We start from the raw sequence: 15,650 nt of genomic DNA on the forward strand, positions 1-15,650 counted from the left end.
CGGCCGCGAGTTTAGCACGCCCGGGCACCGGCCTAGGCTAAACTGCGCAGCATTGCCTAGGAGCCCGAATATGCAAAACCCGCAGAACCTGATCTGGATCGACCTGGAAATGACCGGTCTGGATCCGGAAAACGACGTCATCATCGAAATGGCCACCATCGTCACCGACAGTGACCTGAACACCCTGGCCGAAGGCCCGGTGATCGCCATTCACCACAGTGACGAAGTGCTCGCCCGCATGGACGAGTGGAACACCCGCACCCACGGCAACTCGGGCCTGACCCAGCGCGTACGCGACAGCCGCATCAGCATGGCCGAAGCCGAGGCCGAGACCATCGCCTTTCTGGAAAAGTGGGTGCCGAAAGGCAAGTCGCCGATCTGCGGCAACAGCATCTGCCAGGATCGCCGCTTCCTTTATACCCACATGAAGGCGCTGGAAAGCTACTTCCACTACCGCAACCTCGACGTGTCGACGCTCAAGGAGCTGGCCGCACGCTGGGCACCGGACGTGCGCGACAGCTTCAAGAAGGGCAGCACGCACCTGGCACTGGACGACATTCGTGAATCGATCGCCGAGTTGCAGCACTACCGCAAGCATTTCATCAAGTTTTGATGTTGTCCCTGTAGGAGCTGCCGCAGGCTGTGATCTTTTGATGTTGCTTGTAAAAAACAAGATCAAAAGATCGTCCGATCGCGGCCCGAGCCTGCGGCAGCTCCTGCGAAGGATTGTCGTGATCGTGCCCCCTTCTGGTGCGGCCCCGAAATGGCTAGACTGCGCGCCTTCCTGCCAGGACCGCCACCATGTTGCTGATGCTCTATCTGATCGCCATTACCGCCGAAGCCATGACCGGCGCGCTGTCTGCCGGACGGCGCGGCATGGACTGGTTCGGGGTGGTGCTGATCGCCTGTGTCACGGCGCTGGGCGGTGGTTCGGTGCGTGATGTGCTGCTTGGGCACTATCCGCTGACGTGGGTCAAGCACCCGGAATATTTGGTGCTGACCTCGGCCGCCGCAATGCTCACCGTGTTCACCGCGCGCTGGATGCGTCACCTGCGCTCACTGTTTCTGGTGCTCGACGCGGTCGGCCTGGTGGCGTTCACCCTGATTGGCTGCATGACTGCGCTGGAAATGGGCCACGGCATGCTGGTGGCATCGGTCAGCGGCGTGATCACTGGAGTGTTCGGCGGCATCCTGCGCGACATTTTCTGCAACGACATCCCGCTGATCTTCCGCCGCGAACTGTACGCCAGTGTCTCGTTCGCCGCCGCGTGGTGCTACATGCTCTGCCTGTACCTGAATGTGCCGAGCGAGCAGGCGATCCTGATTACCCTGTTCGGCGGTTTTCTGCTGCGGTTGCTGGCCATCCGTTTCCATTGGGAGATGCCCAAGTTCGTCTATAACGACGAGCATTAATGCATTCCCCTGTAGGAGCTGCCGCAGGCTGCGATCCTTTGATCTTGTCTTTTAAATATCAAAGTCAAAAGATCGCAGCCTGCGGCAGCTCCTACAATTGACCGTGTTGTTTCAGCGCCCACTCGACGTGTTCGCGGACTAGATCGGACGGGTAATCACGACGCGCCTTCAAGGCTTCCAGTACCGGAATGCTCGATGGCGCGTTGCCCAGACCGACCGCCAGATTGCGCAGCCAGCGCTCGTAACCGGCGCGGCGCAGCGGTGAGCCTTCGGTGCTGCTGAGAAATTTGTCCTCGTCCCACATGAACAGCTCCGCCAGTTCGGCGTTGTCCAGGTTGTGCCGCGGCTTGAAATCGCTTTCTCCGGACGGTCGGGCGAAGCGGTTCCACGGGCAGACAATCTGGCAGTCGTCGCAGCCGAACACGCGGTTGCCGATCAGCGGGCGCAGGTCTTCGGGGATGGCGTTTTTCAGCTCGATGGTCAGGTACGAGATGCAGCGCCGGGCGTCCAGCACGTAGGGGCCGACGAAGGCGTTGGTCGGGCAGATGTCCAGGCACGCGGTGCAGCGCCCGCAATGTTCGCTGCTGTGCGGTTCGTCCACGGGCAGCGGCAGATCGACAAACAGTTCACTCAAGAAGAAATAGCTACCGGCCTTGCGGTTCAGCACGAGCGTATTTTTACCGATCCAGCCCAGCCCGGCCTGCTCGGCGATGGCTTTTTCCAGCACCGGGGCGCTGTCGACGAAGGCGCGAAAACCGAACGGGCCGATCTCTGACTGAATCTTGTCGGCCAATTGCTGCACACGTTTACGGATCAATTTGTGGTAATCGCGGCCCAAGGCATAACGCGAGACGTAAGCTTTCTCCGGTTGCGCGAGCATTTGTGCCATTTGGGTGTCGCCGGGCAGGTAGTCCATGCGCAGCGAAACCACACGCAACGTACCGGGAACCAGTTGCTCCGGATGCGAGCGTTTGCTGCCGTGGGCGCCCATGTAATCCATTTCGCCGTGGTAGCCGGCGGCGAGCCAGCGCTGCAGATGCTGCTCATGCTCGGCCAGGTCCAGACCGCTGATGCCGACTTGCTGGAAGCCCAGCTCGCGGCCCCAATCCTTGATCGATTGGGCGAGGGCGGGCAGATCTGTGGGGATGGCGGACATGAGGCGAGAGAAACCGGAGCTGAGGTGCGTATAATTCTGCCAGACATCGGAGCCCGAAGACGCATGCCGCATACGAAAGATGAATTACCCGACGCACTGTATGGCGCCGCACAGGTGCGGGCACTCGATGCACGGCTGATCGCCGCAGGTACGCCGGGCTTTGAATTGATGCAGCGCGCCGCTCACGCGACCTGGCGTGCATTGGTGCGACAGTGGCCTGCGGCGGACCAAATGACGGTGCTTGCCGGGCATGGCAACAACGCCGGTGATGGTTTTCTGATCGCCACGCTGGCGCACCGGGCCGGGTGGGCGGTGCGGGTGCTGGCCGTCGGTGATCCGCAACGTTTGCAAGGCGACGCGGCGCAGGCTTACGCGCAGGCCATCAACGATGGCGTTGCCGTGCAGGGCTGGACCGCGCACAGCGAGCTGCGCGGGGTGATTGTCGATGCCTTGCTCGGCACCGGGCTGACCGGCGATGTACGCGAGCCGTATGCCGCCGCAATCAAGGCCATCAATGCCAGTGGCCTGCCGGTGGTGGCGGTGGATATTCCTTCCGGACTGTCTGCCGATACCGGGCATGTTCTCGGCGTTGCGGTGCGCGCCGACCTTACCGTGACCTTTATCGGCTTGAAACTCGGCCTGTTCACCGGTGATGCGGCGGATCAGGTCGGGGCGTTGGTGTTTAACGATCTGCAAGCCGCTGCCGACGTCTACCGTGACGTTCCTGCCAGCGCTGTGCGTCTCGCGACCGCCAATCTTCCGCGACTGGCTGCGCGTGCTCCCGCTGCGCACAAGGGGCGCTTCGGGCATTTGCTGTTGATCGGCGGCGATCAGGGGTTTGGCGGGGCGATTCTGCTCAGTTCCGAAACGGCCCTGCGCAGCGGCGCCGGGATGGTGTCGCTGGCAACCCGGCCGGAACATGTCCCGGCAGCGCTGACGCGGATACCGGAAGTCATGGTGCTTGGCACGTCGTCGGCCAATCAGTTGATGGGGCTACTGGAAAAAGTCTCGGTGCTGGTGGTGGGCCCGGGACTTGGGCAGGCCAGTTGGGGCCGAGCGCTGTTGTCGGCGGCCGCCAATGCGCCGCTGCCACAGGTATGGGACGCCGACGCGTTGAATCTGCTGGCGAGTGGTTTTGTCAGCCTGCCCAAGGATTGCGTGATCACTCCACATCCGGGCGAGGCAGCGCGCCTGTTGGGCGTCAGTACCGCTGAGGTGCAGGCCGATCGCCCGGCCGCCGCGCGGGCGTTGAGCAAAAAATACTCGGCCGTCGTCGTGCTCAAAGGCGCCGGCAGCCTGATCGCTCATCCTGATGGGCGTCTGGCGCTGTGTCACCAGGGCCATCCGGCGATGGCCACCGCTGGTCTGGGCGATGTACTCGCCGGGTTGACCGGGGCGCTGCTGGCACAGGGCATGGACGGCTTCGATGCCGCGTGCCTGGCAGTCTGGCTGCACGCCAATGCCGGCGCGCAACAAGGTAAATTCGGCCGTGGACTGGCGGCCAGCGATCTGATTCCAGTCATTCGTCAGTTGTTGGAGGAGCATGCACCGTGTCTGAAGTAACCCTGTACCTGGCCGATGAACAGGCCATGAGCGACTTTGGCGCACGGATCGCCCGCGTTACCCGGGGCCACGGCCTGATTTTTCTCGAAGGCAACCTGGGCATGGGCAAAACCACTCTGTCGCGGGGCATCATTCGTGGCCTGGGGCACGTTGGCGCGGTAAAAAGTCCGACCTTCACCCTGGTCGAACCCTACGAAATCGGTGACATCCGCGCCTTTCACTTCGATCTGTATCGCCTGGTCGATCCGGAAGAGCTGGAGTTTCTCGGCATCCGCGACTATTTCGAAGACGACGCGCTGTGCCTGATCGAGTGGCCCGATAAAGGTGCAGGCTTTTTGCCAAAGCCTGACCTGACCATTACCATTAGCCCGCAAGACAGCGGGCGTTCGCTGAAAATTTTATCCCAGGGCTCGCGTGGCGACGCCTGGTGTGCCGCTTTGGCATTGGAATCCAATTAAATGATGGGGTTAGGTATGCGCTTTCGCGCGTTGGTGGCTGCCGTTGGACTGATGTTGATGGCAGTGACCGTCAACGCTGTGGCCGAGACAAAGGTCAACAGCGTGCGCCTGTGGCGGGCGCCGGACAACACGCGACTGGTCTTCGACCTGAGCGGCCCGGTGCAGCACAGCGTCTTCACCCTGACCGCACCGGATCGGCTGGTGATCGACATCAACGGCGCCACCCTGGGTGCGCCGCTGAAAGTCTCGACCGCCAACACGCCAATCACCGCGATGCGTTCGGCCCAGCGTACGCCGACCGACCTGCGAGTGGTCATCGACCTGAATAAAGCCGTCACCCCGAAAAGCTTCTCGCTGGCGCCGAACGCGCAATACGGTAACCGTCTGGTGGTCGACCTGTTCGACAACCCGGCCGATGCGGCGCCGCCGCCAGCTCCGACGCCATCGGTCGCCACCGTGCCGGCCGTGCCAGTCACGCCGTCGGAACCGGCGATCAAGTTGCCACCGGCCCCGGCCGGCAAGCGCGACATCATTGTGGTGATCGACGCCGGCCACGGCGGCGAAGACCCGGGTGCGTCCGGCTCGCGCGGCCAGCGTGAGAAAGACGTGGTGCTGCAGATCGCCCGCGAACTGCAGCGTCAGGTCAACGGCATGAAAGGTTTCCGCGCCGAGCTGACCCGTACCGGCGACTACTTCATCCCGTTGCGCGGCCGTACCGAAATTGCTCGCAAGAAGGGCGCCGACCTGTTTGTTTCGATCCATGCCGACGCCGCGCCGTCTGCAGCAGCCTTTGGTGCCTCGGTGTTTGCCCTGTCCGATCGCGGCGCCACCTCGGAAACCGCCCGTTGGCTGGCTGACAGCGAAAACCGTTCCGACCTGATCGGCGGTGCCGGCAACGTCAGCCTTGACGACAAGGACCGCATGCTCGCCGGTGTGTTGCTCGACCTGTCGATGACCGCGTCGCTGACCTCCAGCCTCAACGTCGGTCAGAAAGTCCTGACCAACATTGGCCGCGTGACACCGCTGCACAAGCAGCGGGTGGAGCAGGCCGGTTTCATGGTGCTGAAGTCGCCGGACATCCCGTCGATCCTCGTCGAAACCGGATTTATCTCCAACGCCAACGAAGCGAACAAACTCTCGGCATCGAGCCACCAGCAGGCGCTGGCCCGCTCGATCAGCAGCGGCGTGCGCCAGTTCTTCCAGCAGAACCCGCCACCGGGCACCTACATCGCCTGGCTGCGTGACTCCGGCAAGATCGCCCAGGGCCCGCGTGATCACCGCGTAAGCCCGGGCGAAACGCTGGCGATGATTGCGGTGCGTTATCAGGTATCCCCCGCAACGCTGCGCAGCGCCAACAACCTCAGCAGCGATGAGTTGAAGGTCGGTCAGCACCTGACCATCCCTGGCACCGAACTGGCGTCCAAAGAATGAACCAGGTGTTGAACGCTGCGCGCATTGAACTGCTCAGCCCACGGCTGGCGAACCAGATCGCTGCCGGTGAGGTGGTCGAACGCCCGGCTTCGGTGATCAAGGAGTTGCTGGAAAACAGCCTCGACTCCGGTGCCAGGCGCATCGACGTCGATGTCGAACAGGGCGGCGTCAAGCTGCTGCGGGTGCGTGACGACGGCAGCGGTATTTCCGCCGACGACCTGCCGCTGGCGCTGGCCCGTCATGCCACCAGCAAGATCCGCAATCTCGAAGACCTCGAACAGGTGATGAGCCTCGGCTTCCGCGGTGAAGCACTGGCGTCGATCAGTTCCGTGGCGCGCCTGACCCTGACCTCGCGCACCCGCGATGCGGAGCAGGCGTGGCAGGTCGAGACTGAAGGCCGCGACATGGCGCCTCGGGTACAGCCGGCAGCGCATCCGGTCGGTACCTCGGTGGAAGTGCGCGACCTGTTCTTCAATACGCCGGCACGGCGCAAGTTTCTCAAGACCGAAAAAACCGAATTCGATCACCTGCAAGAAGTGATCAAACGTCTGGCGCTGGCGCGTTTCGACGTCGCCTTCCATTTACGCCATAACGGCAAGACCATCCTCAGCCTGCACGAGGCCCACGATGATGCGGCCCGCGCCCGGCGGGTGGCGGCGATTTGTGGTTCGGGCTTTTTGGAGCAGGCGCTGCCGATCGAGATCGAGCGCAACGGCTTGCACCTGTGGGGCTGGGTCGGGTTGCCGACTTTCAACCGCAGTCAGGCGGACTTGCAGTATTTTTTCGTGAACGGCCGTGCGGTACGCGACAAACTGGTGGCGCATGCGGTGCGTCAGGCTTATCGCGATGTGCTGTTCAACGGTCGTCATCCGACGTTTGCGCTGTTTTTCGAGGTTGATCCGGCGGCGGTGGACGTCAACGTGCACCCGACCAAGCACGAAGTGCGCTTCCGTGACGGGCGCATGGTGCATGACTTCCTTTACGGCACGCTGCACCGCGCGCTGGGCGATGTGCGTCCCGAGGATCAGTTGGCCGGTTCCGTGACGACCGCTGTCGTTCGGCCAACGGGCATCGAGGCCGGCGAATTCGGCCCACAGGGCGAAATGCGTCTGGCAGCCAATGCGCTGCTCGAGCAACCGCAGGCGCAACCGGCGTTCAACACGTCTTCGGGCGCCAGCGCTGGCGGCGCTTATCAGTATCAGTACACGCCACGTCCGCAATCGGCGATCCCGCCGGCCGCCGAGGCTCAAGCCGCTTACCGCGAGTTCTTCGCACCGTTGCCGGAAGCGAATGCCAACGCACTGCCGGCCGGTCAGGAAGATATTCCGCCGCTTGGTTACGCACTGGCGCAGCTCAAGGGCATCTACATCCTGTCCGAGAACGCTCAGGGGCTGGTGCTGGTGGACATGCATGCCGCGCACGAGCGGATCATGTACGAACGCCTGAAAATCGCCATGGCCAGCGAAGGTCTCAGCGGCCAGCCGCTGCTGGTGCCGGAGTCGCTGGCGGTCAGTCAGCGTGAAGCCGATTGTGCCGAAGAACACGCTGCATGGTTCCAGAAACTGGGCTTCGAGCTGCAGCGTCTGGGCCCGGAAACGTTGGCGATCCGCCAGATTCCGGCGCTGCTCAAACAGGCCGAGGCTAACCGGCTGGTGGGTGACGTGTTGTCGGATCTGATGGAATACGGCACCAGCGACCGGATTCAGGCACACCTGAACGAACTGCTCGGGACCATGGCCTGCCACGGTGCGATTCGCGCCAATCGGCGTCTGGCCCTGCCAGAAATGAACGGCCTGCTGCGCGACATGGAAAACACCGAGCGCAGCGGTCAATGCAACCATGGCCGACCGACCTGGACCCAACTGGGCCTGGACGATCTGGACAAACTGTTCCTGCGCGGTCGTTGATGAGCCAGCTCCCTCCAGCGATTTTCCTGATGGGCCCGACCGCTGCGGGCAAGACCGACCTGGCCATCGAGCTGACCAAGGTGCTGCCGTGCGAGCTGATCAGCGTCGACTCGGCGCTGGTCTATCGCGGCATGGACATCGGCACCGCCAAGCCTTCCAAAGAATTGCTGGCCGAGTTTCCGCACCGGCTGATCGATATTCTCGATCCGGCTGAAGCCTATTCGGCTGCGGATTTCCGTCGCGATGCCCTGCACGCCATGGCCGAGATCACCGCGCGCGGGAAAATTCCGCTGCTGGTCGGCGGCACCATGCTCTATTACAAGGCGTTGGTTGAAGGCCTGGCGGACATGCCGGCGGCTGATCCCGAAGTCCGCGCACAGATCGAAGAAGAGGCTGCGCGCCTTGGCTGGCAAGCCCTGCACGAGCAGCTGGCGATCATCGATCCGGTGTCGGCGGCACGCATTCACCCGAACGATCCGCAGCGCCTGAGTCGCGCGCTGGAGGTTTATCGGGTCAGTGGCCAGAGCATGACCGCCCTGCGTCAGCAACAATCTGCGCAAAGTACTGAAGCAGCCGCTTCGGGACGGCAACAATTGCCCTATACTGTCGCGAACTTGGCCATTGCTCCGGCAAATCGCCAGGTACTGCACGAACGCATTAAACAAAGATTCACAAATATGCTGGAACAGGGATTCATCGACGAGGTCGTAGCCCTGCGTAAAAGAAGTGACCTGCATGCCGGGTTGCCGTCTATACGTGCGGTAGGCTACCGCCAAGTCTGGGACTACCTGGATGGCAAGCTGTCGTTAGCTGAAATGCAGGAACGCGGCATCATTGCCACGCGTCAATTGGCCAAACGCCAGTTCACCTGGCTGCGCAGCTGGGAAGAACTGCACTGGCTGGACAGTCTTGATTGCGACAATCTGCCACGCGCCTTGAAATACCTTGGGACCATCTCCATATTGAGCTGAGTCCTTGCAATTGCCGTCTATCCTTGGGGGTGTGGCGGCCAAAGCCATCTGAATTACCTATTTTTATTATTGAATCCTTAAAGGAGTGCGGCACATGTCAAAAGGGCATTCGCTACAAGACCCTTACTTGAATACTTTACGTAAAGAGAAAGTTGGGGTTTCCATCTACCTGGTCAACGGTATCAAACTGCAAGGCACGATCGAGTCGTTCGACCAGTTCGTTATCCTGCTGAAAAACACCGTCAGCCAGATGGTTTACAAACACGCTATCTCGACAGTCGTGCCAGTACGTCCAATTCGTCTGCCTAGCGCAACCGAATCCGATGCAGGTGACGCTGAGCCAGGTAACGCCTGATAGGAGTCTCCTTTGTTCTTTGAGCGCCACGGTGGTGGTGAGCGAGTCATCCTCGTTCACTTGGAAGGTCAGGACCCTGAGGCGCGCGAAGATCCGCAGGAGTTTCAGGAATTGGCTAATTCGGCGGGCGCCGAGACCGTTGCGTTTTTTAACGTACCGCGTCATCGGCCAACCGCCAAATTCCTGATTGGCAGCGGCAAGGTCGAAGAATTACGCGACCTGGTCCATGCCGAGAAGGCCGATCTGGTGATTTTCAATCACATTCTCACGCCCAGTCAGGAACGTAACCTCGAACGTGTTTTCGAGTGTCGCGTGATCGACCGTACCGGCCTGATTCTCGATATCTTCGCCCAGCGCGCGCGTACCCATGAAGGCAAGCTCCAGGTCGAACTGGCCCAGCTTGATCACATGAGCACCCGTCTGGTTCGCGGCTGGACTCACCTAGAGCGTCAGGGTGGCGGTATCGGCATGCGCGGCCCGGGTGAAACCCAGCTCGAAACCGACCGGCGTCTGCTGCGGGTACGTCTGCGTCAGATCAAGGGTCGTCTGGAAAAAGTGCGCAGCCAGCGCGAGCAATCGCGACGTGGCCGCTCCCGTGCGGATATCCCTACCGTGTCTCTGGTGGGCTATACCAACGCCGGTAAATCCACGCTGTTCAATAACGTGACCAAATCCGAGGTGTACGCGGCCGACCAGTTGTTCGCCACGCTGGACCCGACCCTGCGCCGTCTGGAACTGGACGACCTGGGGCCGATTGTTCTCGCGGACACGGTAGGGTTCATTCGGCACTTGCCGCACAAGCTGGTCGAGGCATTTCGGTCTACGCTCGAAGAGTCGAGCAACTCCGACCTGCTGTTGCACGTGATCGACGCGGCCGAGCCGGATCGCATGTTGCAGATCGAGCAGGTGATGGTGGTGCTGGGCGAGATCGGGGCGCAGGACTTGCCGATCCTCGAGGTATACAACAAACTCGATTTGCTTGAAGGCGTTGAGCCACAGATCCAGCGCGATGCCGATGGCAAGCCACAACGGGTCTGGCTGTCGGCGCGTGATGGCACGGGGCTGGAATTGCTTGAGCAAGCCATTGCCGAGTTGCTGGGCAGTGATTTGTTTGTGGGCACATTGCGTTTGCCACAACGGTTCGCTCGACTGCGTGCGCAGTTCTTCGAACTCGGCGCGGTACAGAAAGAAGAACACGACGAAGAAGGCATCTGCCTGCTGGCCGTTCGTTTGCCCTGGGTCGAGTTGAATCGACTGGTAAGCCGCGAAGGATTGCAGCCGATGGAATTCATCGAGCAACACACTTTGCAATAAAAGCCTGGCAAAGCGGTTGTGCCGCAACGGCAGGCATTCTGTAGCATTGGTCGGCGCGCCGTGGGTGCGTCTTTGCTTTATCAGATGGAGAGCGCTATGGCTTGGAATGAGCCGGGTGGCAACTCGAATAATCAGGATCCTTGGGGTGGCAAGCGCCGCAATAACGGCGACCGCAAGGGGCCACCGGATCTCGACGAGGCCTTCCGAAAGCTGCAGGAAAGCCTGAACGGGTTGTTCGGTGGTGGTAAGAAACGCGGTGGTGACGACGGCGGTGGTTCGGGCAGGAGTGGTGGCGGCTTCGGCGGTCTGCTCGGCATCGGCCTCGTCGTGCTGGCGGCTGTCTGGCTGTACAGCGCGGTCTATGTGGTCGACGAGCAGGAGCAAGCCGTGGTGCTGCGCTTCGGCAAGTACTACGAGACTGTCGGCCCCGGCCTGAACATCTACTTCCCGCCGATCGACAAGAAGTACATGGAGAACGTCACGCGTGAGCGTGCCTACACCAAGCAGGGCCAGATGCTGACCGAAGACGAAAACATCGTCGAAGTGCCGCTGACCGTGCAGTACAAGATCAGCAACCTGCAGGATTTCGTGCTGAACGTCGATCAGCCGGAAATCAGCCTGCAGCATGCGACCGACAGCGCCCTGCGCCACGTGGTGGGTTCGACCGCCATGGACCAGGTGCTGACCGAAGGTCGTGAACTGATGGCCAGCGAAATCAAGGAGCGTCTGCAACGTTTCCTCGATACCTATCGCACCGGTATCACCGTCACCCAGGTCAACGTACAGAGCGCAGCGGCACCGCGCGAAGTGCAGGAAGCCTTTGACGATGTGATCCGCGCCCGCGAAGACGAGCAGCGTTCGCGCAACCAGGCGGAAACCTACGCCAACGGCGTCGTGCCGGAAGCCCGTGGTCAGGCCCAGCGTATCCTCGAGGATGCCAACGGTTACCGTGACGAAACGGTCTCGCGCGCCAAGGGTGAGGCAGACCGCTTCACCAAACTGGTCGCCGAGTATCGCAAGGCCCCTGAAGTCACCCGCCAGCGTCTGTACCTGGACACCATGCAGGAAGTCTTCAGCAACACCAGCAAGGTACTCGTGACCGGCAACAAGAACGGCCAGAGCAACCTGCTTTACCTGCCGTTGGACAAGATGATCCAGAACAGTTCGGGCAGCAATGCACCGGTGACCGGTTCGGCCGCCGCCAGCAACAACACGGACGTCGCGCCGCATGTCACTGACCTGCCGCAGACGCGTACAAGGGAGAGCCGCTGATGAGCAATAAATCGCTGATCGCCCTGATCGTTGGCGTTGTCGTGGTGCTGGTGGGCTGGAACTGCTTCTACATCGTCGCTCAGACCGAGCGTGCGGTGCTGCTGCAATTCGGTCGTGTGGTTCAGGCTGATGTTCAGCCCGGCCTGCATGTGAAAGTGCCTTACGTTAACCAGGTGCGTAAATTCGACGCACGTCTGATGACGCTGGATGCACCGACACAGCGCTTCCTGACCCTGGAAAAGAAAGCCGTGATGGTCGATGCCTACGCCAAGTGGCGCGTGAAAGATGCCGAGCGCTTCTACACTGCGACTTCCGGCCTCAAGCAAATCGCTGACGAGCGTCTGTCCCGTCGTCTGGAATCCGGTCTGCGTGACCAGTTCGGCAAACGCACCCTGCACGAAGTGGTGTCGGGTGAGCGTGATGCGCTGATGGCTGACATCACCGCGTCGCTGAACAAGATGGCGGAAAAAGAGCTGGGTATCGAAGTCGTCGATGTCCGGGTCAAGGCCATCGATCTGCCGAAAGAAGTGAACCGCAGCGTGTTCGAGCGTATGAGCACCGAGCGTGAGCGTGAAGCTCGCGAGCACCGCGCCAAGGGTAACGAGCTGGCCGAGGGCATCCGTGCCGACGCCGATCGTCAACGCCGCGTGCTGCTGGCTGAAGCCTATCGTGAATCCGAAGAGATTCGCGGTGACGGCGATGCCCAGGCCGCTGCGATCTACTCCAAGGCCTACGGTCAGGATCAGGAGTTCTACGGTTTCTACCGTAGCCTGCGTGCCTACCGTGACAGCTTCGCGAACAAATCCGACGTCATGGTTCTCGACCCAAGCAGCGACTTCTTCCGTTACCTGGAAAAGTCCAAGCCTTGATACGACGTTGACCTGAATCATTCCGCCCGGCGGCTAAAACCTCGGGCGGGGTGATCCTTTGGGAAAACGTGTGTATGATGCGGCAGCCGGGAAATTCCCGGCTTTTTTGCGTCTGCACGTTTGATTGCTGTTTTTTGTTGCAGGCATCGGGTTGAATGGCCCGAGCGTTTTTCGAGGAAAGTGATGGGCGAAGCCGGTAACAGGCCTTTCGCCGCGTCGTTCATGCGCGTGCGTTTTGAACGGTTTGGTCATTTTCTGCTTCACTCAAGGCTCGCCCGCAGGCTGGCCGCCCGGATCAAAGGGGAATGGCGTAATGGCAACGGTAGACCGCTGGCTGCTGCCAGATGGCATCGAAGAAGTACTGCCACCGGAAGCGGCGCGCATTGAAGTCGCGCGTCGTCAGGTGTTGGATCTGTTCCAGAGCTGGGGTTACGAGTTTGTCGTGACTCCCCATATCGAGTACCTGGAATCCCTGCTGACCGGTGCGGGCCAGGACCTGGATCTGCGTACCTTCAAGGTCATCGACCCACAGTCGGGTCGGCAGATGGGTTTCCGCGCCGACATCACGCCGCAAGTGGCGCGCATCGATGCGCATACCCTGCGTCGCGAAGGCCCTAGCCGCTTGTGCTACGCCGGCAGCGTGTTGCATGCCCAGCCTCGTGCGCTGTCGTCCTCGCGCAGCCCGATTCAACTGGGTGCCGAGTTGTACGGCGATGCCAGCCCGAGCAGTGACGTGGAAGTCATCAGCCTGATGCTGGCCATGCTGCAACTGGCCGATGTGCCGGATGTGCACATGGACCTTGGCCATGTCGGCGTCTACCGTGGTCTGGCGCGTGCCGCCGGTCTGTCGGGTGAGGTTGAGCAGCAGTTGTTCGATGCGTTGCAACGCAAGGCCATCGACGAGGTCATTACCTTGACCGAAGGCCTGCCGGCCGATCTGTCCGGCATGCTGCGGGCGCTGGTCGACCTGTGTGGTGGCCGGGAAGTACTGAGCGCTGCCCGTGAGCGTCTGGCCAATGCCCCGGCGCCGGTTCTGGATGCGCTGGAAGATTTGCTGGCAATCGCCGAGCGTCTGGCGACGCGTTTCCCGGATCTGCCTTTGTACTTCGATCTGGGCGAGCTGCGTGGCTACCACTACCACACCGGTGTGGTGTTCGCGGTGTTTGTCCCGGGCGTGGGGCAGTCCATCGCTCAGGGCGGTCGTTACGACGACATCGGCGCCGACTTCGGTCGCGCCCGTCCGGCGACCGGCTTCTCTACCGATTTGAAAACCCTGGTGACCCTGGGGCGTGCTGAGATCGAGCTACCGTCTGGCGGTATCTGGATGCCTGACAGTACGGATGCGGCACTCTGGCAGCAGGTTTGCCAGTTGCGCAGTGAGGGTCAGCGTGTCGTTCAGGCCTTGCCTGGACAACCTTTGGCCGCCGCCCGTGATGCGGACTGCGACCGGCAATTGATTCAGCAGAACGGGCTTTGGCAAGTATCGCCACTGGCTTCTTGAGTTTTCCTGCCGGCCATCGCCGGCACCAAGTTTGCGCGAATGAGGACAAGTGTTATGGGTAAGAATGTCGTAGTCCTGGGCACCCAATGGGGTGATGAGGGCAAAGGCAAGATCGTTGATCTGCTGACCGAACATGCTGCCGCCGTAGTGCGCTACCAAGGTGGCCACAACGCTGGCCACACCCTGGTGATCGACGGCGAGAAAACCGTCTTGCACCTGATCCCGTCGGGTGTGCTGCGCGAAGGCGTGCAGTGCCTGATCGGCAACGGCGTGGTGGTTGCACCTGACGCCCTGCTGCGTGAGATCACCAAGCTGGAAGAGAAAGGCGTACCGGTGCGCGAGCGCCTGCGTATCAGCCCGTCCTGCCCGCTGATCCTGTCCTTCCACGTGGCGCTGGACCAGGCCCGTGAAAAAGCCCGTGGCGAGCTGAAGATCGGTACCACCGGTCGCGGCATCGGCCCGGCTTACGAAGACAAGGTTGCCCGCCGTGGCCTGCGCGTCGGCGACCTGCTGAACATGCCGCGTTTCGAAGACAAGCTGCGTGAACTGGTGGATTACCACAACTTCATGCTGGTGGGTTACTACAAAGAGCCCGCCATCGAGTTCGAAAAGACCCTGGCCGAGTGCAAGGAATACGCCGAGCTGCTCAAGCCGCTGATGCTCGACGTGACTGCCGAGCTGCACGACCTGCGTCGCGCCGGCAAAGACATCATGTTCGAAGGCGCTCAGGGTTCGCTGCTCGACATCGACCACGGTACCTACCCGTACGTGACCAGCTCCAACACCACCGCCGGTGGCGTGGCGACCGGTTCGGGCGTTGGCCCGATGTTCCTCGACTACATCCTGGGCATCACCAAGGCTTACACCACTCGCGTCGGTTCGGGTCCATTCCCGACTGAGCTGTTCGACGACGTGGGTGCGCACCTGGCCAAGCAAGGTCACGAGTTCGGCGCGACCACCGGCCGTGCTCGTCGTTGCGGCTGGTTCGACGCCGTCATCCTGCGTCGCGCTATCGATGTGAACAGCATCTCGGGCATCTGCCTGACCAAGCTGGACGTCCTCGATGGTCTGGAAACCATCAACATCTGCACCGGCTACAAGGACGCGCAAGGCAATGCCGTAGCGCCGACCGACGCTGACAGCTACGTGGGCCTGCAGCCTGTGTACGAAGAAGTGCCGGGCTGGACCGAATCGACCGTGGGTGCCAAAACCCTGGAAGAGCTGCCAGCTAACGCTCGTGCCTACATCAAACGCGTTGAAGAGTTGATCGGCGCGCCGATCGACATTATTTCGACGGGGCCGGATCGCAACGAAACCATCGTTCTGCGTCATCCGTTCGCTTGATAAGTCGTTGATGTAAAAAACAAAGGCCCCTTCATCGGGGCCTTTGTCGTTTATGCCTGTTGGACGGCATGACCTTTGCTGTAAATCTTCCTACAA

At 61.3% G+C, this 15,650-nt stretch carries 14 protein-coding genes; 13 read left to right on the forward strand and 1 reads right to left on the reverse strand.

From position 1 onward, the window contains the following. Positions 1-70: 70 nt before the first annotated feature. Positions 71-613, forward strand: coding sequence for an oligoribonuclease (gene orn, locus GTQ41_RS02685; protein ID WP_003221098.1), 543 nt, complete (start codon positions 71-73; stop codon positions 611-613). Between the two features lie 188 nt (positions 614-801). Beyond that, positions 802-1,413, forward strand: a complete 612-nt coding sequence (locus GTQ41_RS02690; RefSeq protein WP_047290974.1) for a trimeric intracellular cation channel family protein — start codon at positions 802-804, stop codon at positions 1,411-1,413. A gap of 91 nt (positions 1,414-1,504) precedes the next feature. Here the strand turns inward: GTQ41_RS02690 and queG are convergent, their stop codons facing one another. Further along, entirely contained in the window at positions 1,505-2,569 is a 1,065-nt protein-coding gene (gene queG / locus GTQ41_RS02695) for a tRNA epoxyqueuosine(34) reductase QueG (protein ID WP_047290975.1), read from the reverse strand. A 63-nt stretch (positions 2,570-2,632) separates the two neighbouring features. On the opposite strand from queG, the gene GTQ41_RS02700 reads away from it, so the two are divergent. From GTQ41_RS02700 to GTQ41_RS02750, 11 genes are all read left to right on the forward strand, one after another. Beyond that, the gene (locus tag GTQ41_RS02700) at positions 2,633-4,132 is read left to right on the forward strand and encodes a bifunctional ADP-dependent NAD(P)H-hydrate dehydratase/NAD(P)H-hydrate epimerase (protein ID WP_047290976.1); all 1,500 of its coding nucleotides are present in this window, start codon (positions 2,633-2,635) and stop codon (positions 4,130-4,132) included. Further along, positions 4,120-4,590, forward strand: a complete 471-nt coding sequence (gene tsaE / locus GTQ41_RS02705) for a tRNA (adenosine(37)-N6)-threonylcarbamoyltransferase complex ATPase subunit type 1 TsaE (protein WP_047290977.1) — start codon at positions 4,120-4,122, stop codon at positions 4,588-4,590. Before GTQ41_RS02700 ends, tsaE begins: the two co-directional genes overlap by 13 nt. A gap of 3 nt (positions 4,591-4,593) precedes the next feature. Then, entirely contained in the window at positions 4,594-6,021 is a 1,428-nt protein-coding gene (locus tag GTQ41_RS02710) for an N-acetylmuramoyl-L-alanine amidase (RefSeq protein ID WP_217325524.1), read from the forward strand. Between the two features lie 5 nt (positions 6,022-6,026). Continuing rightward, positions 6,027-7,928 carry a DNA mismatch repair endonuclease MutL gene (gene mutL, locus GTQ41_RS02715; protein ID WP_179295002.1) on the forward strand — a complete coding sequence of 634 codons (1,902 nt, stop codon included), beginning with the start codon at positions 6,027-6,029 and terminating at the stop codon, positions 7,926-7,928. Continuing rightward, positions 7,928-8,899, forward strand: a complete 972-nt coding sequence (gene miaA, locus GTQ41_RS02720) for a tRNA (adenosine(37)-N6)-dimethylallyltransferase MiaA (RefSeq protein WP_047290980.1) — start codon at positions 7,928-7,930, stop codon at positions 8,897-8,899. The genes mutL and miaA overlap by 1 nt, the downstream gene beginning before the upstream one ends. A 94-nt stretch (positions 8,900-8,993) precedes the next feature. Then, the gene (gene hfq / locus GTQ41_RS02725; RefSeq protein WP_003221112.1) at positions 8,994-9,254 is read left to right on the forward strand and encodes an RNA chaperone Hfq; all 261 of its coding nucleotides are present in this window, start codon (positions 8,994-8,996) and stop codon (positions 9,252-9,254) included. 12 nt (positions 9,255-9,266) lie between these two features. Then, positions 9,267-10,568 (forward strand): ribosome rescue GTPase HflX, encoded by a 1,302-nt coding sequence (gene hflX, locus GTQ41_RS02730; protein WP_047290981.1) that lies wholly within the window; start codon positions 9,267-9,269, stop codon positions 10,566-10,568. A gap of 96 nt (positions 10,569-10,664) precedes the next feature. Then, a complete protein-coding gene (gene hflK / locus GTQ41_RS02735) occupies positions 10,665-11,840 on the forward strand; it encodes an FtsH protease activity modulator HflK (RefSeq protein WP_041065698.1) in 1,176 nt (391 codons plus the stop codon). After that, positions 11,840-12,709: a protease modulator HflC gene (gene hflC, locus GTQ41_RS02740; protein ID WP_041065696.1), complete on the forward strand. Its 870-nt coding sequence runs from the start codon at positions 11,840-11,842 to the stop codon at positions 12,707-12,709. Before hflK ends, hflC begins: the two co-directional genes overlap by 1 nt. A gap of 313 nt (positions 12,710-13,022) precedes the next feature. After that, complete coding sequence (locus tag GTQ41_RS02745; RefSeq protein ID WP_047290982.1) at positions 13,023-14,210, forward strand: ATP phosphoribosyltransferase regulatory subunit; 1,188 nt, start codon at positions 13,023-13,025, stop codon at positions 14,208-14,210. A gap of 54 nt (positions 14,211-14,264) precedes the next feature. Further along, positions 14,265-15,554 (forward strand): adenylosuccinate synthase, encoded by a 1,290-nt coding sequence (locus GTQ41_RS02750; protein WP_003221122.1) that lies wholly within the window; start codon positions 14,265-14,267, stop codon positions 15,552-15,554. Positions 15,555-15,650: the final 96 nt, after the last annotated feature.

This window comes from Pseudomonas sp. AN-B15 (genome assembly GCF_019056475.1).
GTDB lineage: Bacteria > Pseudomonadota > Gammaproteobacteria > Pseudomonadales > Pseudomonadaceae > Aquipseudomonas > Aquipseudomonas parakoreensis.